25 protein-coding genes and 3 tRNA genes are annotated in these 22007 nt (G+C 49.2%); 7 read left to right on the top strand and 21 right to left on the bottom strand.

Going from position 1 to position 22007, the window contains the following annotated elements:
* The first annotated feature begins 24 nt into the window (after positions 1-24).
* The gene (locus I8U17_RS18700; protein WP_152568536.1) at positions 25-762 is read left to right on the top strand and encodes a DUF2705 family protein; all 738 of its coding nucleotides are present in this window, start codon (positions 25-27) and stop codon (positions 760-762) included.
* Between the two features lie 984 nt (positions 763-1746).
* Here I8U17_RS18700 and queG read toward each other — a convergent pair.
* From queG to I8U17_RS02165, 4 genes are all read right to left on the bottom strand, one after another.
* Positions 1747-2889 carry a tRNA epoxyqueuosine(34) reductase QueG gene (gene queG, locus I8U17_RS02180; RefSeq protein WP_198058975.1) on the bottom strand — a complete coding sequence of 381 codons (1143 nt, stop codon included), beginning with the start codon at positions 2887-2889 and terminating at the stop codon, positions 1747-1749.
* A 73-nt stretch (positions 2890-2962) separates the two neighbouring features.
* Positions 2963-3394, bottom strand: a complete 432-nt coding sequence (gene rnhA / locus I8U17_RS02175; RefSeq protein WP_033100869.1) for a ribonuclease HI — start codon at positions 3392-3394, stop codon at positions 2963-2965.
* A 3-nt stretch (positions 3395-3397) separates the two neighbouring features.
* A complete protein-coding gene (locus I8U17_RS02170; RefSeq protein WP_033100868.1) occupies positions 3398-5110 on the bottom strand; it encodes an ABC-ATPase domain-containing protein in 1713 nt (570 codons plus the stop codon).
* Positions 5098-5688 (bottom strand): uracil-DNA glycosylase, encoded by a 591-nt coding sequence (locus I8U17_RS02165; protein ID WP_198058974.1) that lies wholly within the window; start codon positions 5686-5688, stop codon positions 5098-5100. The genes I8U17_RS02170 and I8U17_RS02165 overlap by 13 nt, the downstream gene beginning before the upstream one ends.
* A gap of 157 nt (positions 5689-5845) precedes the next feature.
* Here I8U17_RS02165 and I8U17_RS02160 point away from each other — a divergent pair, with 157 nt between their 5' ends.
* A complete protein-coding gene (locus I8U17_RS02160) occupies positions 5846-6682 on the top strand; it encodes an HAD family hydrolase (protein ID WP_198058973.1) in 837 nt (278 codons plus the stop codon).
* A gap of 811 nt (positions 6683-7493) precedes the next feature.
* Here I8U17_RS02160 and I8U17_RS02155 read toward each other — a convergent pair.
* Both I8U17_RS02155 and I8U17_RS02150 read right to left on the bottom strand, forming a co-directional pair.
* The gene (locus I8U17_RS02155; protein WP_033100865.1) at positions 7494-7775 is read right to left on the bottom strand and encodes a hypothetical protein; all 282 of its coding nucleotides are present in this window, start codon (positions 7773-7775) and stop codon (positions 7494-7496) included.
* Between the two features lie 273 nt (positions 7776-8048).
* The gene (locus I8U17_RS02150) at positions 8049-8288 is read right to left on the bottom strand and encodes a DUF2249 domain-containing protein (RefSeq protein WP_033100864.1); all 240 of its coding nucleotides are present in this window, start codon (positions 8286-8288) and stop codon (positions 8049-8051) included.
* A 164-nt stretch (positions 8289-8452) separates the two neighbouring features.
* On the opposite strand from I8U17_RS02150, the gene I8U17_RS02145 reads away from it, so the two are divergent.
* From I8U17_RS02145 to I8U17_RS02125, 5 genes are all read left to right on the top strand, one after another.
* Complete coding sequence (locus I8U17_RS02145; RefSeq protein WP_198055488.1) at positions 8453-8983, top strand: DUF2249 domain-containing protein; 531 nt, start codon at positions 8453-8455, stop codon at positions 8981-8983.
* A 221-nt stretch (positions 8984-9204) separates the two neighbouring features.
* Complete coding sequence (locus I8U17_RS02140) at positions 9205-10263, top strand: hypothetical protein (RefSeq protein WP_198058972.1); 1059 nt, start codon at positions 9205-9207, stop codon at positions 10261-10263.
* Positions 10264-10280: 17 nt separating this feature from the next.
* A complete protein-coding gene (locus tag I8U17_RS02135) occupies positions 10281-10580 on the top strand; it encodes a metal-sulfur cluster assembly factor (RefSeq protein ID WP_198055490.1) in 300 nt (99 codons plus the stop codon).
* 330 nt (positions 10581-10910) lie between these two features.
* Positions 10911-11330 (top strand): multicopper oxidase domain-containing protein, encoded by a 420-nt coding sequence (locus I8U17_RS02130; RefSeq protein ID WP_198058971.1) that lies wholly within the window; start codon positions 10911-10913, stop codon positions 11328-11330.
* A gap of 96 nt (positions 11331-11426) precedes the next feature.
* Entirely contained in the window at positions 11427-11870 is a 444-nt protein-coding gene (locus I8U17_RS02125) for a multicopper oxidase domain-containing protein (protein ID WP_198058970.1), read from the top strand.
* A gap of 218 nt (positions 11871-12088) precedes the next feature.
* Here the strand turns inward: I8U17_RS02125 and I8U17_RS02120 are convergent.
* The 15 genes from I8U17_RS02120 to I8U17_RS02050 form a co-directional block, all read right to left on the bottom strand.
* Positions 12089-12165, bottom strand: a tRNA-Pro gene (locus tag I8U17_RS02120).
* Positions 12166-12202: 37 nt separating this feature from the next.
* Positions 12203-12279, bottom strand: a tRNA-Pro gene (locus I8U17_RS02115).
* Positions 12280-12399: 120 nt separating this feature from the next.
* Positions 12400-12485, bottom strand: a tRNA-Leu gene (locus I8U17_RS02110).
* Between the two features lie 361 nt (positions 12486-12846).
* A complete protein-coding gene (locus tag I8U17_RS02105; RefSeq protein WP_033100860.1) occupies positions 12847-13035 on the bottom strand; it encodes a hypothetical protein in 189 nt (62 codons plus the stop codon).
* A gap of 21 nt (positions 13036-13056) precedes the next feature.
* Positions 13057-13374 (bottom strand): hypothetical protein, encoded by a 318-nt coding sequence (locus I8U17_RS02100; RefSeq protein ID WP_033100859.1) that lies wholly within the window; start codon positions 13372-13374, stop codon positions 13057-13059.
* A gap of 542 nt (positions 13375-13916) precedes the next feature.
* Complete coding sequence (locus tag I8U17_RS02095) at positions 13917-14309, bottom strand: thioesterase family protein (RefSeq protein ID WP_033100858.1); 393 nt, start codon at positions 14307-14309, stop codon at positions 13917-13919.
* Between the two features lie 10 nt (positions 14310-14319).
* Positions 14320-15819 (bottom strand): aldehyde dehydrogenase family protein, encoded by a 1500-nt coding sequence (locus tag I8U17_RS02090; protein WP_198058969.1) that lies wholly within the window; start codon positions 15817-15819, stop codon positions 14320-14322.
* A gap of 21 nt (positions 15820-15840) precedes the next feature.
* Positions 15841-17049 carry a thiolase family protein gene (locus I8U17_RS02085; RefSeq protein WP_198055493.1) on the bottom strand — a complete coding sequence of 403 codons (1209 nt, stop codon included), beginning with the start codon at positions 17047-17049 and terminating at the stop codon, positions 15841-15843.
* 3 nt (positions 17050-17052) lie between these two features.
* Positions 17053-17790, bottom strand: a complete 738-nt coding sequence (locus I8U17_RS02080) for a 3-hydroxyacyl-CoA dehydrogenase family protein (protein ID WP_198058968.1) — start codon at positions 17788-17790, stop codon at positions 17053-17055.
* Positions 17780-18655 (bottom strand): 3-hydroxyacyl-CoA dehydrogenase family protein, encoded by an 876-nt coding sequence (locus I8U17_RS02075; protein WP_232330853.1) that lies wholly within the window; start codon positions 18653-18655, stop codon positions 17780-17782. The genes I8U17_RS02080 and I8U17_RS02075 overlap by 11 nt, the downstream gene beginning before the upstream one ends.
* Positions 18639-18956: an EthD family reductase gene (locus I8U17_RS02070; protein WP_033100853.1), complete on the bottom strand. Its 318-nt coding sequence runs from the start codon at positions 18954-18956 to the stop codon at positions 18639-18641. Before I8U17_RS02070 ends, I8U17_RS02075 begins: the two co-directional genes overlap by 17 nt.
* A gap of 40 nt (positions 18957-18996) precedes the next feature.
* Positions 18997-20319 (bottom strand): phenylacetate--CoA ligase family protein, encoded by a 1323-nt coding sequence (locus tag I8U17_RS02065; protein WP_198058967.1) that lies wholly within the window; start codon positions 20317-20319, stop codon positions 18997-18999.
* A gap of 14 nt (positions 20320-20333) precedes the next feature.
* Positions 20334-20792 carry a 1,2-phenylacetyl-CoA epoxidase subunit PaaD gene (paaD, locus tag I8U17_RS02060; protein ID WP_198055496.1) on the bottom strand — a complete coding sequence of 153 codons (459 nt, stop codon included), beginning with the start codon at positions 20790-20792 and terminating at the stop codon, positions 20334-20336.
* A gap of 21 nt (positions 20793-20813) precedes the next feature.
* Positions 20814-21608 (bottom strand): 1,2-phenylacetyl-CoA epoxidase subunit PaaC, encoded by a 795-nt coding sequence (paaC, locus tag I8U17_RS02055; RefSeq protein ID WP_198058966.1) that lies wholly within the window; start codon positions 21606-21608, stop codon positions 20814-20816.
* Positions 21609-21614: 6 nt separating this feature from the next.
* Positions 21615-21995 carry a hypothetical protein gene (locus I8U17_RS02050; RefSeq protein ID WP_052154153.1) on the bottom strand — a complete coding sequence of 127 codons (381 nt, stop codon included), beginning with the start codon at positions 21993-21995 and terminating at the stop codon, positions 21615-21617.
* Positions 21996-22007 lie beyond the last annotated feature (12 nt).

Raw genomic sequence — 22007 nt, 5'->3', positions numbered from 1 at the left:
TATGCAGCTGTTTTATCGTCGAAAATGGCGCTGGTTAGTTGTGTTTGTGATCATTTTTCTTTTGTCATTTTTTTCTCTCGCAGAAATGGAATTCAATCACTGAACGTACTGGATTACATCATAAATGCATTGACACAACAGTTTAATTGTATGGTAATGCTTCCTTCCATTTTTCTGATTCTCGTTGCGGATTTAATCCTGAGTGATCTTAACAATGGGTATGCGGGATTAATTTTGACACGTGCCAGATCCAGGCTCTCCTGGCTACTGGCTAAAATCTGCGTCTTATTTGTCTGTGCTTTTTTATTTACAATGATATGTACTGTTATATATCTGATCTCAGGTTTGCTTTCAGGTTTGCCGCTTGATTTTACATGGAGTTCCCATTCACTGTTTACAGAGGAGACTTCTCCATCATTTGTACTGATCATGATCGAATGTTTATATATTTTTGGTTTAACCGCTTATGGAACATTTTTGCTTATGGTTTCATTGATTTTGCGAAACACTGTGTTCACTTGGGGAACAGGGGCATTTATGAATATCCTGTCATATGTTGCTTGGTTAAAAATGAGGGAAATTGAGAAATGGTTCCCAACTTCTCAGATGATGTTTTTATCTCAGTATCCAAATAAATTAATCGTAAACACACCTGGATTTACGACTCATTGGTCACTTACATATCATTTTCTTCTTTTTACTTTCTCAGTCCTGTTGGGATTATTACTGTTCAGACGAATCAATTTAACTCGATCAATTTAGGATGGATCGTATGAAAACACTGATTCACTTGAATTTGTTACTTGTTCTTCGTTTGAAAAATCTGTTAATAACAACCGTTTTATTTATCGTTCTTGCTCTTGCACAGGTGAATTTTCTTCATGTGACTGCAAGTGCAGCACAGTTATCCCCCAATCTCTGGGACTACTTGGTGATCTCGTCGGGTGGGCTTTTTGCGCATGATCACATATGGAAATTCATCGGATGGTTCAGCATGATTTCTCCGATTTTTTTCTATCTGTACGATCTGACGGGGGTCACAGGAGGCTTTGATACTTTTGTACTTACGCGTATAAAGTCGCGTCAGGGGTGGTGGGGTTCCAAGATCATTTCCACTGCTATTATCGTGATCCTGTATTGTACATGGTATTTGTTTGTCCATTTGATCGTAGGTTTTTTATTTTTCCCGGCAGCTAAAAGTTGGAGCTCTTTTGCTCAATCGTTTTATTTAAAGACATTAAAATTGCAATTCGACCCTCCCATCCTGATGATGTTTATCTTTCTCATCCTTGTTACCGGCATGATCGCCATCTCCATTTTCAGTCAAATGACATCTTTGATTTTCAAAAACTCAGTTTCGTTTCATATCATAATCACAATAATCATTTTAATACTGGGAGTCGGATCTCTCCGAGGCATCTTCCTGAGAGAATTTTCCCCTGTTATGTTTCCGTCATTTTTCGATATGTTTCAGGATGGTATTTTTCATCTATCTGTCTATTGGAATCAATTATTATACAACTTCATTTTCGCATTTGCTTGCTTTATCATCAGTTCGTTTTTGATCCATCGCTATCCTTTTGTATCCAATGATTGATGAAAAACGATCCTCCCTCCTTTTTGAACCCGCCGATTTTGCGCACAATTGAGGGCGGCTTTTATTAAGAAAAAAAGAGCTGCCCCGGCAAACGGGCAGCTTTCATCTTCAAGGGGCAAAATCACGCCGCTTTTTCACATGCTTTTCTTTCAGATGCATTCTTCCGCAAGCATGTCCAATCCTTTATCAATTTCCGCCAATACTTCTTCTTCCTGTTCCTTCTGTTTCGCCTTCAGCAATGCCTGTCTGGCTTCCTCGCCTCCGATTCTCCCCAAAGCCCAGGCGGAAGTGCCGCGAATGACGGGGCGGGGATCCTCGTGCAGAAGGGAAATCAGGTCCGGAATCGCAGTCCGGTCTTTAAAATGAGCCAGGGCGATAATCGCGTTCCGTTGAATCGGTTTTTTGCCCCGCCATGAACCGGACATCAGGCCGAATTTCTCCTTAAACTGGCGATTGCTCATCGTGAGAAGGGGTTTTAAAAGCGGCTTTACCTTCTCGGGATCCGGCCGGAACGCTTCATGATGGTCAAAATGCAGCTTGCGGTTCTTGGGGCAGACCGTTTGACAGGTGTCGCATCCGTACAATCGGTTTCCCAGCTTTGTCCGGTAGGCATCGGGCAGCAAGTCTTTGGTTTGCGTCAAATAAGCAATGCAACTTTTGGCGTTCAACTGCCCCGGCTGGACCAGCGCTCCCGTCGGACAGGCATCCATACAAAGGGTGCAATCACCGCACCCATCAAGAACGGGCTCATCCGGCGGCAGGTAAACGTCGGTCAACATCTCACCCAGATAAACCCAGGAACCGAATTCCTCGGTAATCAACGCTGTATTCTTGCCAACAAAGCCGATTCCGGCCCGTTCAGCGACGGCGCGGTCGGACAGGGCGCCGGTATCGACCATAACCTGCGTCCGGACACCCGGCACCAGCGTTTTTAAATAAGCTTCCAGTTGCATCAGTTTCTCGCGCAGCACGACATGATAATCTTCCCCCCAGGAAGCCCGGCAAAAAATCCCGCGGTATGCCCCCGGTTCCGAATGGGGAGGATTTTTTAATTTGGAGGGGTAGGCGAGCGCAATCGCGATCAGCGATTTGACCTCGGGCAATGAGAGTTCGGGGCATACCCTCTTTTCCAAATCCGGTTCTTCAAATCCGGAAGCATAACCTTTTTCCCGGCTTTCCCTGAGCCGCTCCTTCAGTTCAACAAAGGGGTCAGCGCTGGCAAAACCGATCTTGTCAATTCCGATCTCCCTGGCTTTTTCGATCAATTTTTGCTTCAATTGGTCGGGTCTCACCTGTACCACCTCCTTATTTTTGATCGAACATCCAACATTCCATCATAACACCAATCGGTCGGTTTGCATACCCTCATCTGGGAACAGCAGCCCGGGCCAATTCATCACAACGATTATTTAATTCCACGTCGCTGTGCCCTTTCACCTTAATAAACTCAACCTCGTGCTGTTTCATCAGTTCGAGCAGCCGCTGCCACAGGTCTTTGTTTTCGACCGGCTTTTTACTGGCGGTCACCCAGCCGTTTTTTTGCCATTTAACATGCCATTTTTGCTTGAAACAATTGACGATATAGGCACTGTCGGAGTGTACCTTCACCCGGCACGGTTTTTTCAGGGCTTCCAAGGCCCGGATCACGGCTGTCAGCTCCATGCGATTGTTCGTGGTCTCCCGTTCCCCGCCGGAAATTTCCTTGCGGCGCGACCCATGCAACAAAATGGCTGCCCAGCCACCGGGGCCCGGATTGTACGAACACGCACCGTCGGTATACACGATCACTTCATCCATTCACTATTCTCCTCTCACTTCGAGCGAACGCAAGCGATTGACCGCACCCGCCACTTCCAGCTTGCGCGGCAAGGCCAAATCACCCGGGTGATGCCCGCGTCGATACGGGGAAATCGCATCAAAGCCCTGTTGCTTCAACTCGGCAAACACCTCATCAATCAGTTCGCGCAAACTTTTGCTCCCGTCCGCTTTCTCTCCCAGCACGCGTAAGATCTGGGCGATCGCTCTCGTCTGGCTGGGATCGACCAATTGTTCCAATGCAGAAAGATCAATGCGGCCGGTTCCCAACTGGATCGTATCAAGACCCAAGGCATCTGCTTTTTCCTTTCTTCCCTTATGGGCATCAAATCCTTCCGCCAACGGAAACCGGGGCGTCACCTCACCAAAAGATTCCCCGCCTTCCCGTTTACGCGCAAGCTGATAAGACCGGGCGATGTCCTTTGCTTCTTCGGTTACATCACAGGGGGTATAGTGATCCATCATGATCACATGGTCGGCGACATCAAAGTAATCACCTGATCCACCCAGGACCAGAATCGTCGAAACTCCCTTTTCTTCATACAGCTGGCGCACTTTGTCGATAAAGGGAGTGATCGGCTCTTTTCCTTTGCTGACCAACGCCTGCATTCGGGCATCGCGAATCATGAAGTTGGTGGCACTGGTATCCTCATCCATCAACAGGCAGGAGCAACCCATCTCCAAACTTTCCATGATATTGGCCGCCTGCGAAGTGCTTCCGCTCGCATCGTCTGTAGAAAAACGCTCCGTCGCTCTCCCAAAAGGCAACCGGCTGATAAACGGGGAGATATTCACTTTTTCCACCCGCCGCCCGTCTTCGGAGCGAATCTTGACGGCATCGGGAACGGTGAGCACATATTCCCGCCCGTCTCCCTCGATATGGTGATAAACCCCCCGTTCAATGGCTTTTAAGAGGGTGCTCTTCCCATGATAACCACCCCCGACAATCAACGTAACCCCTCGCGGAATGGCCATCCCCGTGATCGGGGCACCATGCGGCACGGCAATCGACACTTTAAAGGAAGGCGGGGTTCTGAACGGAATCACCGACTCGCCTCTGAGCGGCTGGTCATTGATGCCGCTTTTTCGCGGCAGGATTGAACCGTCGGCCACAAACGAAACCCAGCCGTTCCTGTCCATCTCCTCCCGGATGGCCTGCTGGTTGTCGACCAGTTGCATTCTGGCTTCAATGGAGCGGAAATCCGCTTCCCGCAGGATACACGTTTCATCCACCAGTTGCGGCAGATCCTCAAGAAGCATTTGCCGAGCCTGCTTTCCCAGCACGGTTCGGCCCCGAGCCGGCAACCCGACGGAAAGGCGCACCTCGAGATGATCAGCAGTAACCACCGCGGCCGCGCGTTTCAATATCTGCTGGCCCGGACGGTCAATCGCAATCAGCCCGCTTTTCCCCGTCCCTGTTGTCCGGCGGGAAAAACGTCCGATGCGCTCCGCCCATTTTCGCACCCACCAGTCTTCCAGCGCTGTCTGCCGCAAGGCGTTTTTCAGCCATTCCGGACGGTGTTTCGTGATCCGCTGCGATACTCTGATCCGGATGCGCGAAGGCGAAGCGAACGGATCCCCCTGAACGTGGTCAATAAACAGGGTGAATTTCCCAAAGCGGTATTCTCCCTGAATATCCTTATATGCCTTGTATCCTTTTCCATCAATTCGTGTCAAAATCTGACTCAATCTTTCCATCTGGCTGGCCCTTCTCCTCTCTCTTGTGTCAGCACCATCCGGTACGCGTCGCGAATCTGCTTGAAATCTTCCCATGCTTCCCGTTTCGCAGCCGGATTGCGCAACAGATAAGCCGGATGAAAGGTGGGCATAAAGCGAACCCCTTTTTTCTCCACCCATTTCCCCCTGACTCTGGTGATGCGCGCCCTGGGATCGATGAGGGCACGGGTAGGCGCCGATCCCAAAGTGACAATGATTTTGGGGCGAATCACCAGAAATTGCTGGCGCAAAATCTGAATACAAGTGGCCATTTCCTCATCATGCGGTGTTCGGTTGCCCGGCGGGCGGCATTTCACAATGTTGGTGATATAAATTTCCTCCCGCGGAATCTCCGCCGCCTGCAAAATCTTATTTAACAGCTGCCCGGCCCGTCCGACAAAGGGGCGCCCCTGCCGGTCTTCATCCGCCCCGGGCCCTTCCCCGACAATCATCAGCGGAGAATGGGGATTTCCCTCTCCGATTACCACTTGCGTCCGGCGGGTATGTAAAGGACACATCCGGCAATTCCGATACCGTTGAAAGATCATTTGTAAATCCATGCTACTCTTCCCCTAAGCAAATTTTCCCCTATATGAAACTGAAAAATTATGATATACTTCTTGGAATCATATCACTTTGCCATAATTGAACAAAACCTCAACTCCCGCTTCATCCGAATTCGCTATACTTGCATTGCAAAGGAGTTGATCAGAACTTATGAAATCATTGTTTTACCCCTTTCTCGTATCTGATCTGGATGGCACCCTTCTCAATGATTCGAAAGAAATCTCGGCTGAAAATAGAGACAGCATTGCTCTGTTCCGCGAAAATGGCGGGATCTTTACACTGGCTACCGGGCGCAGTTACAAAGAAAGCATAAAATTCATCGAACAGTTGCAGCTGACTTGTCCCGTCATTTTGTATAACGGAGCGATGATCTACGACCCGGCAACCGGACAATTGAATCCGGTCTGTTTGATCTCCCGTTCGCTTATGCTATCTATTCTAAAGGATTTGGAGCAAAAATTGCCCTCATCGGTTGATATTTTTGTCTACGGTACGGATAAAATCTACGGCACTCAGGTCGGGGAACTGACCAAAGCCTGGAGCGATGCCGATTTTTCCCTTGAGCTGCTCCCCTCTTTCGCTTCTCTTCCCGACGATGTGGTTTGTGTCAAATTGGTCGCGGTTGCAGACACGGAAGAGATGAAAGAACTGGTTCAATGGTCCCGGGCGAACAGCCATCTGCCGATCGACTGCGTTTTGTCCGCGGATCATTATTTCGAAATTCTTCCAGCCGGAGCTTCCAAAGGGAATGCGTTACTGAAAGTGTTAAAAACCCTCGGGTTTTCGCCAAGCCAGGCGGCGGCCGTCGGGGACCATTTAAATGACCTTTCAATGTTCCGGATTGCCGGTTTGCCCGCTGCCGTAAAAAACGCCCACCCTCAGGCGCAAAACCATGCGCAGCTGATCCTCCCTTCCAATAACGACAACGCGGTGGCGCATTTGATTCAAAATCATTTATTGCCAACACTTTCCCAAACATCAAACTGAATGGAAAAGGAGACCTGTTGCCGGGTCTCCTTTAGACTTGTATCCGGATTGTTCTCACTTGGATCTTCAAGCGGAACCGGTTATCTCAAAATAAAAAGTGAAAAATTCTGCCCTTTTCTGTTTTTTTGTTTTCTCATTTGCTATATTAGCAGTAAGGTGCTGCAAGAAGATCCCTGCCATCATTTGCGAACACCGGAAGCTTCGAAACAGATCGAAGGGATGTTCGGAAACGCCAAAGGTCGCAAAAACAAAGGGGAATCAGACTTTTTGAATGGAGAAGATCCTGTCAAAACGGTCCGAAACCCGGATGAATCAGAAAGGTGTTCGGAAAATCACGTACAAACTCAATAATCAGAAAGGATCTCATGAACGCCGCATCAATGAATACACCTCTAGCAAGAGGATTGAAACCAGGAAATAACGATCAGCGGAACTGAATATCCCGGCGGCATCAATGAATACACCTCGGGCAAGAAGATTGAAACATCTTGCGGAAACGGCCGTGATCGGGGCTCGTTGAATCAATTTACGTATGAGCAAACAATCCATATGCTCTGTCGATTTATTTTCACACCCCGGATGAAAACGAATTTAAGATGATCACAACTTTATGATCAGACTTCTAGGGGGGGATTTACCAGCCACGGCATTGGATGAATGGTTTATCAACAAGAATGAATTTTCTAGAATTTTCATCAATATTTCGTACACGTCACTACTGGTCTGCAAGAGGGGAATATTTCCGCCTGGTCGATCGGGCGAATTTCCCGGCGGAAAATTTAAGCGATCCTCTTTGGATTCCCATTCACAATTAAATTTTAAACACAAGCAAACTCGTATCAAAAATCGCTTCCATCTCATAAATTTCATATTGGCTTAATTGCAGCAATGAACACGGTTTCAGCCTGAACCGCTGATTATATACACTAAACATGATCTCCCCGCGAATCAAAAAAATAATTGCATCAGAGTTTAAATAATGACGGGGAATGGTTTCACCTGATTTTAACCGAATATTTATGACCTCTCCTTTGTTAAAATCTAAAACCTTCATTTTTCCAGAATGATTTTCTTCGATCCTGACCATTTGCATTGTTTCAACCCTCCCAAACTATAAAAAGATCGCACTCCAACTCATTGAATAATCAGGTAATGTCATACATTAAAAAAACTCCCACAAACGGAAAATCTCCCTGATCACTTTACTCCCGTACTCCCAGGTTTCTATAGCCAATATAAGCCCGGCAAACGAGTATATATGTGATCATTTTCACATACAGAAGTTTGTTCACACAAAATCCACAGTTTGAACCTAGCCAAAAAAAGTTCATCTGAAAAGGATATCCTTTTCAGATGAACTTCAGGATTAACCTTTCTTGCTGATCGCTACACGCCAAACCTCAGGTCCTTCCTCCAAGTATTCCCATCCAAAACCGTCCGGCCTTTCCATTTGAAATTGGTAATACAGGGGTTTTGGGTCATGATCATTCAATAACAACATTGTCTCCCCTGATTTCAAACCATCAAATGTTTCAAAAATGACACGATGCTTGTCCCGCGGCGGGTATTCTCTGGCATCAACTGTTGCTTTAAAACTTTCGCTCATTCCATTCACTCCTTTTCATAAATTTTGATTCAATCTTAAATTACCTTTCTAAAAAATTTCTGTGATATTTAACACTTTCACTGAAAAAAATCAGATGTGATCTTGGTCACAAAATTTTCCCAAATCATTGCGTTATAGTATAGGCAAAAGGAGGGGAATGAGAAATGAACCAGAAAGAACTACGATCCATCGAACTGGACGTCCGCGAGGACTTGAGAAAAAAAATAGAGCCCTTTAAAAAAATTATGGATGCTGTTCAATCCCTAAAGGATGGAGATCGCCTGATTTTGCATACAACTTTTAAACCGGTTCCATTGATTCGCATTTTAAAATTAAAAGGATATGCCTGCGAAACAACAAAAAAAGAGGCAGATCATTGGATTTGCATTTTTTATAAGAACAAAGAAGGACGGGAATCTCCTGCCAACGAAAACATCTCTGCTGACAGCACCAACCCGGAACCAAAAATCCACCGGCTTGACAATCGCGGCCTGATTCCGCCAGAACCCATGGTTCGAACGCTGAATCAACTGGAAAAAGCCAAACCGGGCGATCAGGTTGTAATATGGAATGATCGGGTACCCGTTTATTTGCTGGAGGAATTGGATAGTCTTGGCTATTCCTATAAAATCGATCAAAAAGATGATGGCTCTGCTGAAGTTACGATTTACAAATCACATTCCAACGGGAAGTGAAACATTTTATGAATACAACTGTCGGTCCTGCAAACCTGCAATCTCAGAGCCATGCATCATCTCTTAAGCTCCCTTTGCTCTTTATCATTACGGGTATTCTTGAAATGGTCGTCTTTTGCCTGCTTTCACTTGTATCACTTTCCGATATAAATTTTACGGCTCCCAGGTATCCGTCGGGCTGGGCCTTTACGCACCTTTTTGTACTCGGCTGGTCCTCAATGGTGGCAATGGGAGCAGTCTATCAGCTGGTTCCGGTTGTCGTTAATCGATCGCTCTTTAGCAAATGGATGGGTTTTATTCACTACTGTTTGTTTATGATCGGCCATCTGGGGCTGATCCTCGGTTTTTCACGATTTAATCCGAATTGGATCGCCTGTTTTGCCGTAATACTTTTCCTTTCAATCTTGCTCTTCGCCGTAAATGTTGTCATCACACTGGTTTCTGCAAAGCAATGGAACACGGTTACAATTCATGTTCTTTGTGCGTCCATCAGTTTGATGTTGACGGGATTTACCGGAATGCTTATGGGCTATGATTTTGCAAACGGACAATTGGGAGTGAACCATAATCATCTGCTGTTGACCCATATTTGGCTTGGTGCTGTCGGATGGTTTGGAAACCTGATCATGGGATTCACCTATAAGTTGTTACCGATGTTTTCCATTTCTCACAACTACCCCGTAAAAGCACAAAAAACCGCCTTGGTTCTCCTTAACCTCGCAATCCTTCTGGGAACGGGGAGCGCATTGAGCGGCCTCGATAATCTCTTTCTGAGATTTCCTGTCGTTTTGCTCGCGTTGGCTTTCCTGTCCTTTGTTTATGCCACGTATCAGATCCGTCAATCCGGAATCAAAAAAAATCCGGGAGCCGGAGTCGCCTTTACCGTAAAGATCAATGCCCTCATGGCTCTATATCTTCTCTTATTGGCCGGGGCTGTTTTCTTCATTCCGGGGCAGGAAATCTTCATCATGAGTATCTGGATCAGCTTATGGGGTTGGGTTTATTTCACGATCATCGGATACCTGTCCAAAATCGTACCGTTCTTATGGTGGACATTTAAATATGGCTCTCATGTAGGGAAAGAAAAAGTTCCCCTGCTTCACCAGATGATTGATGAAAAACGTGTGCGTTGGGGACTTAACGGGGTCGCTTGCTCATTTTTGGCAACCACACTGGGAATGGCTGTCTCTTCATCGTTTCTTTTTAATGGGGGTTTCATTCTGTTTTTGTTATTCAGTCTGTTTTATATCTTGTTAATCGGATTGGTATTTAAAAACTGATTGGGGATGTATCAAGAATGAATGTAACCAAAGAAGAGATTATTGAACGGCTCAAAGATGTGTATGATCCGGAATTGGGGATTAACGTCGTCGACCTTGGATTAATCTACGATGTTGATATCAAGGACAATCAGGTGTTTATCAAAATGACCCTCACTACTCCTGGCTGCCCGCTTCATGACACGCTCTCGAACGGTGTCAAAACGGCATTGAGTTTGCATCCGGCGATTCAATCCGTTGAGGTCGAAGTTGTTTGGGATCCACCATGGACTCCTGAAAAGATTTCACCCGAAGCCAAAAAATCATTGGGATTTTAAAAGTGACAAATTAATCAGAACCTTTTTCATGTACACCTGTACCCACCGGTTGTTGCAACCAATCTCTCTTCAAAACAGTGCCAAGCAAAAGCACCAAACGCAGCGGAGAGAAAGAACATCCGTCTGGATAAAGTCTTGCCACCCCTGACGTTTGGTGCTGGAGGTGCTGGAGCCTTTTCCTGACTCAGTATGTGATTTGTATCACAATAAGATGATTTCAACCTCCTTAAAATATAGTATGTATTAATAATAAACAATTGATGTTAAAGCAATATGATCATCATTTCACATACACGAATGAGATAAACCAGTTTGAAGAAGGGAATAAAGATGCGAAAAAAATATATTTTGGCATTAGGTGTTGTGGCAACAGTCCTGACACTTTTATTACTATATTTTTTCCCATTAAATACCGAAGAGCCGACTAATCCTTCGAACCAGACAATAAGATACGCGAAAAAAACAGAAAAATATTCACATCCGATCAAACCTGTTATTCATCGAAAAGGCCATAATGTGTATATCCAAATGACCGCTCAGGTTACAAAACTGAAAATCGCCCCAGGTATAATTCATCAGGCCTGGACATTTAACGGAACGGTTCCGGGCCCAATTTTAAAGGTAAATCAGGGGGATACACTTCACATATCATTTAAAAACCTGGACCCCAATATGCCTCATTCTGTCGATTTTCATGCTGTCAATGCCTCACCTTCCAAAAACTTTGCCAATGTACTGCCGAATAAGTAAGGCGAATTTGTCTATACAACGGATACACCCGGAATTTTCATGTATCACTGTGACACTGAACCGGTGTTGGAACATGTGGCAAACGGGATGTTTGGAATGATTATCGTAAAACCGAAATCCGGTTACCCGACAGATAATCAAGTGGATCGCACGTTCACCTTGATACAGAGCGAATGGTATGATGAATCAAATTCTAATTCCCTGCAAAACGGAACTCCGCAAGCTGTTGTGTTTAACGGAAAAGATTTCAGCATGCAAAAACCTCTTGCAGCCAGAAACGGGGAACGAATCCGTTTGGAAATTGTGAATGCCGGTCCCAATCATTTTTCAGCTTTTCATGTCATCGGTGCAGTCTTCGACCGTGTCTACCTAAACGGAAACCCCGCTGACATGCTCCATGGGCAACAAACCGTGACCATTCCCCCCGGTGGGAGCGCAATCGTCGAATTTGTTGTCAAGGAAAAGGGAGATTACCCCATCATTTCCCATTCACTAATGGACATGCAAAAAGGAGCCAAAATAATCCTCCATGCAGAATAACCGGAAGCACATCGTTGTGACATAGCCCAACGTTCATAACACCATGTTTCCGGAACTCTTTTGGCTACTGATCAGGCTGACACACCAATCCATCATTGGATGGAAGCTGGTTTCGTTGATGATTCCGAAAAGGCGATCCAAACAAAAAAAGGTTGTTGACCTTGATTGCCAACAACCTTTGGGAGACCTCCGAGCCGGGTCTCCTTCATTTATCTATGTGGTCGGGATGACAGGATTTGAACCTGCGACCCCCTGGTCCCAAACCAGGTGCTCTACCAAGCTGAGCCACATCCCGTTATATGGATTTAAAAAGCGAATAGGTGAATTGAAAATGGTCGGGACGACAGGATTTGAACCTGCGACCCCCTGGTCCCAAACCAGGTGCTCTACCAAGCTGAGCCACGTCCCGGCAAAATACAAAAACAATCATTTTCAGAAACAAGATATAATTTAACATGGAGAAATCGTGTTGTCAACAAGAAAATTTTTATGAAAATTAAAAACCAGGGATCGTTCTCCCTGGTTTTACTGGTGCCGAAGGTGGGACTCGAACCCACACTCCTTTTGGGAACACGATTTTGAGTCGTGCGCGTCTGCCAATTCCGCCACTTCGGCATATCCTCATATTTCTTATCGACAAAAAACATTATACGAAGGATCCACTGCCGTGTCAACCGAAAATCGAGATTCGCAATATTCGGCAAAAAAACACCTTTCTCCGGTACCTGCTGAAAGCCGGTTTCCCGCTCATCGCCGTGTTTGCCGAACCCTTTTGCGATCAAATCCAAAAAATGACACCCTTACTTCGATCGCTTCCACCACCAAGTAAGGGTGTTTTATGTCAAGTTGGCACGGCGGGTTTCAGGAATCAGGCATTTTGCAGAACCCGCCACGGTTCCGCCTTCATAACGGACCAACCAATGTGATGATAATTAATCAGGAGGGGTTAATCAGAAGTTGATTCGGCCCGCTCCGGTCACTTTAAGCGTTCCTGAATCATTTTTTCGATTCGGCCAAACCTCTCATCGATGCTGCTGATCCTTCTTTGAATCTCCTCCGCGATGCTCATATGTCTTGTGATCATCTGTGACATGTCTTCATTCTTGTGTTCACGTCGAGCCGTCGAAATCGTGTATGGGGAGTAATAAGGATATCCATAATACATTTTTTCTCAACCTCCTTTCGTTCAGGAGCAGCTGTCCATCCAGTGGGAACTGCCGGAGGAGCTGCTGTCCATCCAATGCGAACTGCTGGAAGAGCTGTCCCAGTGACACCAGTCATGATAGTGATGGCGGTGATGATGATGGCCGAGCATATGTTTCAAGAGCTTCGTGGCACATTTGCTGTGGTGATAGGCTTCGTGCAAATGATGATAATCTATCATTTTATGATGATGTTTGGGATAGTGATGTTTTTTGTGATGTTTGGGATGGTGAAAGATCGGATACATCGGGGGCATCGGCATCGGCATCATTGGATAAACCGGAGGTTTCATTCGTTCCATACGCTTCACTCCTTGTTAAGCTGGGATACACGATTATAATATGACCGTTTATCCAAATCGCAACTGGGCAATTTGCCTTAATTTTCCCATTGCCGGCAACACTTGTTTGAGATGTCTGCTCATTCTCTTCATCCTCAAAAGCACCCAAAAAACTGAAAAAGATACTAGTCCAATTTCAATAAAAAATAGGAGAACGCACTTCCACTGTTTCACCCATGAAATAAGATATATTGAATTTGTTTCTGGAGGTGAGAAATATGAGTTATGGTTATGGTTTTGGATTTGGCTGGAGAAGGCTGTTAATCTTCCTGCTGGTGATTGCGACCATTTTCGTCTTCGTCGCCGGCGGATTTGGTTTCTAAGTTAGAGGCACCGGTTCTTTTTCCAGCAACGCCGGTGTTCACAGAGGCGAAGCAGAAGCTTGCCGGCCAAATTTATAAAGAAGACAAGCAAACCTCTTCATCAACCATTCATCCTCTTGGGGTTGAATGGTTATTTTTATTCTCAATGAAAAAACCGGGGAACCATCACTCCCCCGGTTTTTATTTCATCCGTTCAATATTTTCCTTCAGTTTATCCTTCGGCAGGATGATTTGCACAAACTCACTTTCCCCGACAACGGCGCGGTCATGCCTGGCGATCACATCACAGACCACTTTTTGTTCCGTCACTTCTTTCACGGTGGCAGTAATGGTGACTTGCTTGCCAATCGGGGCCGGAGCGCGGTGTTTTACCTCAATGTACGCTCCCACTCCTTCTTCACCCTCCTGCAAAAAAGGCAAGATCACCTTTCGCCCCGCCCATTCCATATAATAGACAAGCGATACCGTGGATAACACGGGATGAACCATCTGTCCCCCGAAGGAGGCGACCATATCTTCGGTTACGGTAATCGTAATCTCTTCCTGGTATCCCGGCGACAGTCCTGCTTTCATCTCGCTCCTCCTACACACCGAACGGATTGAGCGGTTTTGGCCCTACATAGGAGAGGACACTTTTCGTCTCCATATACAATTCCAGCGATTCGATGGCCAGTTCGCGGCCGAACCCGGATTGTTTGTAACCGCCAAACGGCAGGCCCGGGAAAGCGGAGAACGGATTATTGATCATCACCACGCCGGCTTTCAGCTGGGAGGCAACCCGATGCGCCCGTCCGAAGTCACGGGTCCATACGGCCGCAGCGAGACCGTACATCGTTTCGTTTGCCAGCTTTACCACTTCTTTTTCATCGTTAAACTTGATCACAACGACAACCGGACCGAAAATCTCCTCTTGAGCCACCCGCATGTCATTGGTTGCATCGACGATCACCGTCGGCATATACCAGTAACCTTTGGCAAACTCCTCCCCTTCCGGACGCTTGCCGCCATAGAGAACCCGGGCGCCTTCTTTTTCCGCCAATTTGACATATGAATCGATTGTATCCCATTGCCCTTGGGAAATAACTGCTCCGACGTGAGTCTCTTCGTTAAACGGATCGCCCAATTTCAATTTTTTGGTCTGTTCCACAAATTTCTCAATAAAGGCATCGTAGATATCCTCGTGAACAAACAGGCGGGAGCGAGCTTCGCAGGATTGGCCGGTATTATAGTAAATTCCGTAGACAGAGCCGTTCACCGCCGCTTCCAGATCAGCATCGGCAAAGACGATATTCGGCGATTTCCCGCCGAGCTCCAGAGTGACGCGCTTCAAGGTGTCGGAAGCCTTGGCCATGATATCTTTCCCGGTCGTCGTTTCCCCGGTAAAGGCCACTTTGTCAACTCCCGGGTGTTCGACCAGGTAGGAACCGACATCGGCGCCGCTCCCGGTAATCACATTGATCACGCCGGCAGGAACTCCCGCTTCATGGCAAATGTCCGCGAGTACGAGTGCAGTGAGCGGGGTTAAACTGGCCGGTTTCAAAATGAGGGTACAACCTGCGGCCAGGGCCGGGGCCACTTTCCAGGCCGTCATCATAAGCGGATAGTTCCACGGAACGATTTGCGCACAAACCCCGACCGGCTCTTTCACCGAATAGTGAAAGAAACCATTGGGAACGGGTTTTGTATGTCCCTGAATCGTGGTAACCGCACCGGCATACAGTTCAAAATCCTCAATGGCCTGCATCACTTGTCCTTTGGCGGCAGACAACGCTTTTCCGCTGTTGAGCACTTCGAGTTCAACCAAATCATTGAAGCGCTGCCGCATGATCGACGCGATTTTGTTTAAAATCTGTCCGCGGCGGGAAGCGGGCCAGCGTGCCCATTTGCTGTTGGAAAGCGCATCGCGCGCGGATTGCACCGCCCGGTCCACATCGGCGCGGGTCGCTTTGGCCACTTGTGCAATCGCTTCTCCGTTTGCGGGATTATAGACGGTAAAATATTCACCCGACTCACTGGGCACATGTTCGCCGCCGATCAACAGGTCGTATTTTTCCTTAAGAAGCGCTACTTTTTCCTTTAACATGCCTGATCCTCTCCTTTTGGTTTAGCTGTCAATCCGTTCGATCAGGGTGGCGATTCCCTGGCCGACACCAATGCACATCGTAGCCAGGCCAAACCGTCCCTGCCGCTTTTCCAATTCATGCACCAGCGTCGTCAAAATACGTGCACCGCTGGCTCCGAGCGGGTGGCCCAAGGCAATTGCTCCACCGTTTACATTCACCCTGTCCGGATCAAGACCCAACTCGGAAATGCAAGCCAAGGACTGTGCGGCAAATGCTTCGTTTAACTCGACCAAATCGAGATCGGACACGCTGATCCCCGCCCGTTTCAGCACTTTGCGGGTGGCTCCGACCGGGCCTATGCCCATATAAAGCGGATTGGTTCCCTCGACGGCAAACGCGACAACCTTTGCCATCGGTTTCAGACCGAGCCTTTCCGCCACGTCCCGGGCCATTAAAAGAAGCGCGGAAGCACCGTCATTGATCCCGGAAGCATTTCCGGCCGTCACGGTTCCCCCCTGGCGAAAAGCGGGGCGTAACTGCGATAATTTTTCCAATGTCGTTTGCGGCCGGGGATGCTCATCCCGCGCAAATGCGACGGTTGCCCCTCCCGGTTCGGTTACCTCAATCGCGACGATTTCATCGGCAAATTTGCCCTCTTCCCATGCCGCACGGGCTTTTTGCTGGCTGCCGAGCGCAAACCGGTCTTGTTCTTCCCGCGAGATCCCGTATTTTTCAGCAACATTTTCGGCTGTCTCACCCATGCTGACCGGATCGTACATCGCCGCCAGTTTCGGGTTGACAAAGCGCCAGCCGAGGGTTGTATCGACCAGCGTCTGATTCCCGCGGGCCAACCCCGTCTCCGGCTTCAGCATCACCAACGGGGCGCGGCTCATATTTTCCACGCCGCCGGCAATCATGGCATCGCCGGCTCCAAAAGCGATCGCAGCCACGGCCTGATTGACCGCCTCCAGACCGGAACCGCACAAACGGTTGACGGTGACCCCGCCGGCCTCCAGCGGCAAACCGGCAAGCAATGCAGCCATGCGCGCCACATTTCGATTATCTTCTCCCGCCTGGTTGGCACATCCGAGCAGAACATCTTCGACCAGTGAAGGGGGCAAACCAGGATTGCGATCAAGCAGCGCCTTGATGACATGGGCGGCCAGATCATCCGCACGCGTTCTGCTCAAACTTCCGAGATAACGGCCGATCGGCGTGCGGACGGCATCGACAATCACCACTTCGCGCATCGTTCACCCTCCCAGCTTGGCATCCTGATAGTGATAAAAACCTCTTCCTGCCGCAATCCCCACATAACCAGCATAGATCATCTTCTTCAGCAACGGTGCAGGACGGTAGCGATCGTCGCCCCATTCGCGCTGCATTCCCTCCAACACGGCGGCAATTTGCTCAATTCCGACCCGATCCGCCCATTCCAAAGGGCCAAAAGGAAGGTTGGTTCCCTTTTTCATGGCCGTATCGATCTCTTCTTTGCTGGAAATCCCTTCACTCAAGGCAAAAGCAGCTTCATTAACCAGGAGCGAAAGAATCCGCGGGAAGACCAGGCCGGGTTGATCACCGACCCGCTCCACCTGTTTGCCCCAGGACTCCGCCAGCCGAAGATGTTGATCCCAACCTTTTACCTCTTCCGCTTGCAGAGGGCAGGCGACTTCCAGCACGGGAAACTGCTCCAGTCCGAGAGGTGAGAAGCCGACGACCCGTTCCGGCACGGACAGCCAGGAAGCGATTTCGGTCGCCGTTCGGTGGAGCGTCGAGGTGTAGATCGGCGTTTGCGGCGAAATCCGCGCTTCGGCCAGCTGCAACTGCTGCCTCTTTTGCCCGTCCACTCCCGGGTTCACATCCACAACCGCACAAACATCGTGATCCGCCAGTTGTTCCAGCGTCAGAGGCGCAAAGCCGCGTTCCCGCAAAAAACGGCAAACCGCGGTGAACAAGCTTCCTTTTCCCAAGACCGCTATATTACGACTCATACGAATAGTGCCCCTTTCCGGTTTTGCGCCCCAGCGCTCCGCTCTCCACCATTCGCTGCTGGACAAAATGCGGGCGGAAGCGGGGATCGTGAAAATATCCTTCGTAAACGGAAACGGAAGCGGCATAATTGATGTCGATGCCGATCAAATCCTGAAGCTCAAACGGGCCCATTTTAAATCCGGCCGAACGGATGATGCGATCCACCTGCGCTTTACCGGCCGTTCCTTCCTGCACGATCCGGTACGCTTCCGTATGAAACGGCCGGGCCACGCGATTGACCAGAAATCCCGGCACATCCTTCACTTTGACCGGTTCTTTTCCCAGCGTCCTGATCCATTCGCTCACGGCTTCCACCAACGCGGGCGATGTGGCCATGCCGGCGACCACTTCCACCAAGGCCATCCGCGGCACGGGATTGAAGAAATGAAGACCGAGCACCCGCTCCGGCCGGGTCGTTTTGGCGGCAATTCCCGTAATCGACAGAGAAGAAGTATTGGAGGCCAGAATCGTATCCGGGGAGGTGCATGCATCCAGATCCTTGAAGACCTCCTGCTTCACCGCGAGATTTTCGACAACGGCCTCAATCACGAGATCCACCTGATCCAGATTGTTGATGGCCGGTACATAACGAATCCGCCCGAGGATCTCCTCCCGCTCACGCGCGGCCATCTTCCCCTTCTCCACTCGTCGGAGCAAGCGCTTGTCCATCTTTTGCAGGGCATCATTAAAGAGGTCTTGCGACAGTTCCACCACCTGAACCGAAAATCCGTTTCCGGCCAGAACTTCGACAATCCCCATTCCCATCGTCCCGGCCCCGATCACGGCCGGCCGCTGAATCCGCAGACCTTCACTTTTCATTGCCATCCAGCTCTTCACCGATCATCATCGTGACCAATTTGCCGGCAAACGACATCACATCTTTGGCGGCCGCTTTTCCTTCCGGCGATCCCATCGCCCGCATCAGGGTTTCCTTATCGTCAAAAAACATTTCCGCTTTGAGGTAAAAAGGAGCCTCCGTTCCCATCGGGGTCTCACTGAAACGGGTAACCGTCACTTTTTTCAGCCCCGGCATTTTGCCCGCAAGCGGAAGATGGATATTGAAATAGTGGTCATCAAACGCTTGTTTATCCTCCGGCTGTTTGTACAAGGCAACCAATTTCACCATGGATCTCATCCTCCCATTATTTTTGCGTAATGCAATGTGCTCATGAACCGGCTGTCATGCGGCGGTCGATGATGCGAACCGCTTTTCCTTCGCTGCGCGGAATGGATTTTGGCGCATGGATTTTTACGAGTATACTAAGCCCCAGCAGATCCTTGATCTCGGACGCAAGCTCTTTTGTCAGCGCTTTTAATTTTTCGTGAGCGGCATTTCGTCCAAGCTGCTGCCACACAGCTTCCGTCACTTCCACCTCAACAGTCAGCTCGTCCAGCCTTCCTCTCTTTTCAATGATCAATTGATAATGCGGGGCAAGGTGGGACTTCCTCATGAGCACGGGTTCAATTTCCATCGGATAAACATTGACTCCGCGGATAATCAGCATATCGTCAATGCGCCCTTTTACCCGGGACATCCGCGCATGGGTCCGGCCGCAGCGGCACGGTTCCCGCACGACTGCCGCCAAATCCCCGGTACGGTAGCGCAGAAGCGGAATCGCTTCCTTGGTCAGGCTGGTGAACACCAGCTCGCCGATCTCCCCGTCCGGCTTTCTCTCTCCCGTTTCCGGATCAATCACCTCCACCAGAAAATGATCTTCGGCGATATGCAAACCATCTTTTGCTTGCCAGCATTCAATCGCCACTCCCGGGCCGGTCAGTTCGGACAGGCCGTAAATATCGACGGCATGAATGCCCCATAAGTCTTCCAGTTTTTCACGCATCGCCTCCGACCACGGCTCCGCTCCGAAAATTCCGTATTCGAGCGAAGTTTCCCGGGGATCTTCTCCCATTTCCGCCAATGTCTCGCCCAGACTGAGGATGAAAGAAGGAGTGCCCGCAATTCCCCGGGGTTTGAGGTCGCAAATCATGCTTAACTGCCGCAGGCGATTGCCGCCCGAAGCCGGGATCACGGTTTGCCCCAGTCGTTCCGCACCTTGATGCAGCCCCAGTCCTCCCGTAAACAATCCGTAGCCATACGCATTATGAAAAATGTCTCCCTCTTTCCCGCCGGCAGCGACGATCGCCCTGGCACAGACATCGGCCCAACTTTGCAGATCTCGCCTCGTATACCCGACAACCGTCGGTTTTCCCTTTGTCCCGGATGAAGCGTGGAGCCGTTTCACTTCCTCCATTCCGACCGCGAATAAACCCGCCGGGTAATGGTCACGCAAATCCTTTTTGGTGGTAAACGGCAACCGGGGCAAATCGTCCAGCCCGCGAAAACAATCAGGTGAAAGTTTGCGCTCATCCAGCTGCTTCCGGTAAAACGGCACATGATGATAAACCCTGGTCACGATCTCACGCAAACGCTTCTCCTGTAACCGCTCCAGTTCGGTCCGCTCCATTGCCTCAAATTCGGATTGAAACATCTCCCTCACCCCCGTCACACCTTTTTCATCCCTTCAAACGGCTGATGACAGCGTTTGCAATAATAGATGGCACGGCAGGCGGTAGGTCCGAACAGATTGATCACGTCGGCACCGGCCTGTCCACAATAGGGGCAAGGCGGGGGCTCAGCAGGGCCTTCCACAGGCGGGGCGATCCCGAACTGCTTCAGTTTCTGCTTTCCCTCATCCGTAATCCGGTCACTCGTCCACGGCGGGTCAAAGAGAAACGTCACTTGCACTTCGCGCACTATTCCGCCTTTCAAGAGCCGCTGTTCCACCTGCTTGCGAATGAGATCAAGCGCCGGGCATCCGACAAAGGTCGGCAGCATTTCCACCTCGACGGTCCCATCGCTTACCTTCACCCGGTTAACCATCCCCATATCGACAACGCTCACCGTCGGAATCTCCGGATCCGTCACTTCTTTCAGCGCATCCCAAACTTCCGTCTCCGTCACGCTCTCCCCTCCCTTGCAGCCTCACCATCTCGCGTTGGAGTCGATGGCATACACTTCACAGAGCGTGTCCAGCAGGGGCGGCAGGTCGGAACTGTGTTCACCCCTTCGGCCGCTTCTGGAGGAAGAGGGGATTTCTCCCGGCCATTCGAATCCGATTGATAAGAGCGCATCACGTACCTGCTCTTCCCAGCGGCGGCGAACTTCACTGCCGGAGAGAGAAATGATGCCAAATTCCAACAATTCTTTTTCATAAGGGCCAAAATCGAATAAATCCCCAAGATCCGGCCACACTTTCAGCAGCGCCTCTTCCATCCTCTCCCTTGCTTGTCCGCCGGCACTTCCCAAGCGGGAAAACAACGTCTTCATATGCAACAAATGATAGTACTCTTCCCGCCGGATTTTTTGTGTGCCCTGCCTGAGGGGAGCATAGCTGGAACTTTCCATCGACTGCAGCCTCAGATCATCAAACAGGTCATAAAAATAGTGACGCAGAATCGAGTAAGCCCAATCCCCGTTCGGCCGCTCCAGGAGAATCGCGTTACGGCGCAAGTGCTGATCGCGGCTGAACGCCAGCCGGTCGGGATCCCCCTCCCCCAGTTGATGAAGCAGGTCAAAATAAAAGACGGCATGTCCCACTTCATCCTGAGCAATCGAACTGAACGCCACATCCCCTTCAATATCCGGGCAAAGCCCAAGCCATTCGGAATCACGATGCCCGAGCGTCAATTCATCATCTGCCAGACAGGCGAGCCAGTATTTCAGGGCCGTTTCAAACTTTTGCCCGTCCGTTATCCTTGTGTCCTGTTCCATTTTCATCCGCTTTCACCCCCGTTCTGCCCTTCTTTCCCGTTTACTTTCCTGGTTTCTCCCTTCGACATAAGCCACGATCTCTTCCAGGGTAATCGCCTTCTCTTTGAACATCCGCCACAAGCGGCCATTCTCTGTATAACCGGCGACCTCGCGATATTTGCGATCCATTTCCCTGCTCAAAAAACCGGACTCACCGGTCGCTTCGGTCACTTGTTTACTTGGAACCACCCAGATGCTGACCGCCGGATCCCGGCGCATAAAATTCTCGCGCGCCAGAATCAGTGCAACATCGGGCGAAGGAGCCAGCAAACTTCCCACATGGACTTGAGGTTCTTGATGCGAACGCCGGAGAAAAACTTCATACTCTTCATACTGCCAAGTTTTTTCAGTCATTATCTGCCCTCC

Origin of the sequence: Thermoactinomyces sp. CICC 10521, from assembly GCF_016055135.1 — a bacterium.
In the GTDB taxonomy this organism is placed as follows: domain Bacteria; phylum Bacillota; class Bacilli; order Thermoactinomycetales; family Thermoactinomycetaceae; genus Thermoactinomyces_A; species Thermoactinomyces_A daqus.
The sequence above is the reverse complement of the archived record's forward strand: the minus strand, read 5'-3'. Positions and strand labels throughout refer to the sequence as shown.

Excerpts from the sequence above, each read along its gene's own strand:
- I8U17_RS18700 (WP_152568536.1), top strand. The coding sequence starts at position 25 with ATGGCGCTGGTTAGTTGTGTTTGTGATCATTTTTCTTTTGTCATTTTT.
- rnhA (WP_033100869.1), bottom strand. The coding sequence starts at position 3,394 with ATGGATGAAGTGATCGTGTATACCGACGGTGCGTGTTCGTACAATCCG.
- I8U17_RS02170 (WP_033100868.1), bottom strand. The coding sequence starts at position 5,110 with ATGGAAAGATTGAGTCAGATTTTGACACGAATTGATGGAAAAGGATAC.
- I8U17_RS02165 (WP_198058974.1), bottom strand. The coding sequence starts at position 5,688 with ATGGATTTACAAATGATCTTTCAACGGTATCGGAATTGCCGGATGTGT.
- I8U17_RS02160 (WP_198058973.1), top strand. The coding sequence starts at position 5,846 with ATGAAATCATTGTTTTACCCCTTTCTCGTATCTGATCTGGATGGCACC.
- I8U17_RS02155 (WP_033100865.1), bottom strand. The coding sequence starts at position 7,775 with ATGCAAATGGTCAGGATCGAAGAAAATCATTCTGGAAAAATGAAGGTT.
- I8U17_RS02150 (WP_033100864.1), bottom strand. The coding sequence starts at position 8,288 with ATGAGCGAAAGTTTTAAAGCAACAGTTGATGCCAGAGAATACCCGCCG.
- I8U17_RS02145 (WP_198055488.1), top strand. The coding sequence starts at position 8,453 with ATGAACCAGAAAGAACTACGATCCATCGAACTGGACGTCCGCGAGGAC.
- I8U17_RS02135 (WP_198055490.1), top strand. The coding sequence starts at position 10,281 with ATGAATGTAACCAAAGAAGAGATTATTGAACGGCTCAAAGATGTGTAT.
- I8U17_RS02130 (WP_198058971.1), top strand. The coding sequence starts at position 10,911 with ATGCGAAAAAAATATATTTTGGCATTAGGTGTTGTGGCAACAGTCCTG.
- I8U17_RS02125 (WP_198058970.1), top strand. The coding sequence starts at position 11,427 with ATGATTATCGTAAAACCGAAATCCGGTTACCCGACAGATAATCAAGTG.
- I8U17_RS02105 (WP_033100860.1), bottom strand. The coding sequence starts at position 13,035 with ATGTATTATGGATATCCTTATTACTCCCCATACACGATTTCGACGGCT.
- I8U17_RS02100 (WP_033100859.1), bottom strand. The coding sequence starts at position 13,374 with ATGGAACGAATGAAACCTCCGGTTTATCCAATGATGCCGATGCCGATG.
- I8U17_RS02095 (WP_033100858.1), bottom strand. The coding sequence starts at position 14,309 with ATGAAAGCAGGACTGTCGCCGGGATACCAGGAAGAGATTACGATTACC.
- I8U17_RS02090 (WP_198058969.1), bottom strand. The coding sequence starts at position 15,819 with ATGTTAAAGGAAAAAGTAGCGCTTCTTAAGGAAAAATACGACCTGTTG.
- I8U17_RS02085 (WP_198055493.1), bottom strand. The coding sequence starts at position 17,049 with ATGCGCGAAGTGGTGATTGTCGATGCCGTCCGCACGCCGATCGGCCGT.
- I8U17_RS02080 (WP_198058968.1), bottom strand. The coding sequence starts at position 17,790 with ATGAGTCGTAATATAGCGGTCTTGGGAAAAGGAAGCTTGTTCACCGCG.
- I8U17_RS02075 (WP_232330853.1), bottom strand. The coding sequence starts at position 18,655 with ATGGCAATGAAAAGTGAAGGTCTGCGGATTCAGCGGCCGGCCGTGATC.
- I8U17_RS02070 (WP_033100853.1), bottom strand. The coding sequence starts at position 18,956 with ATGGTGAAATTGGTTGCCTTGTACAAACAGCCGGAGGATAAACAAGCG.
- I8U17_RS02065 (WP_198058967.1), bottom strand. The coding sequence starts at position 20,319 with ATGTTTCAATCCGAATTTGAGGCAATGGAGCGGACCGAACTGGAGCGG.
- paaC (WP_198058966.1), bottom strand. The coding sequence starts at position 21,608 with ATGAAAATGGAACAGGACACAAGGATAACGGACGGGCAAAAGTTTGAA.
- I8U17_RS02050 (WP_052154153.1), bottom strand. The coding sequence starts at position 21,995 with ATGACTGAAAAAACTTGGCAGTATGAAGAGTATGAAGTTTTTCTCCGG.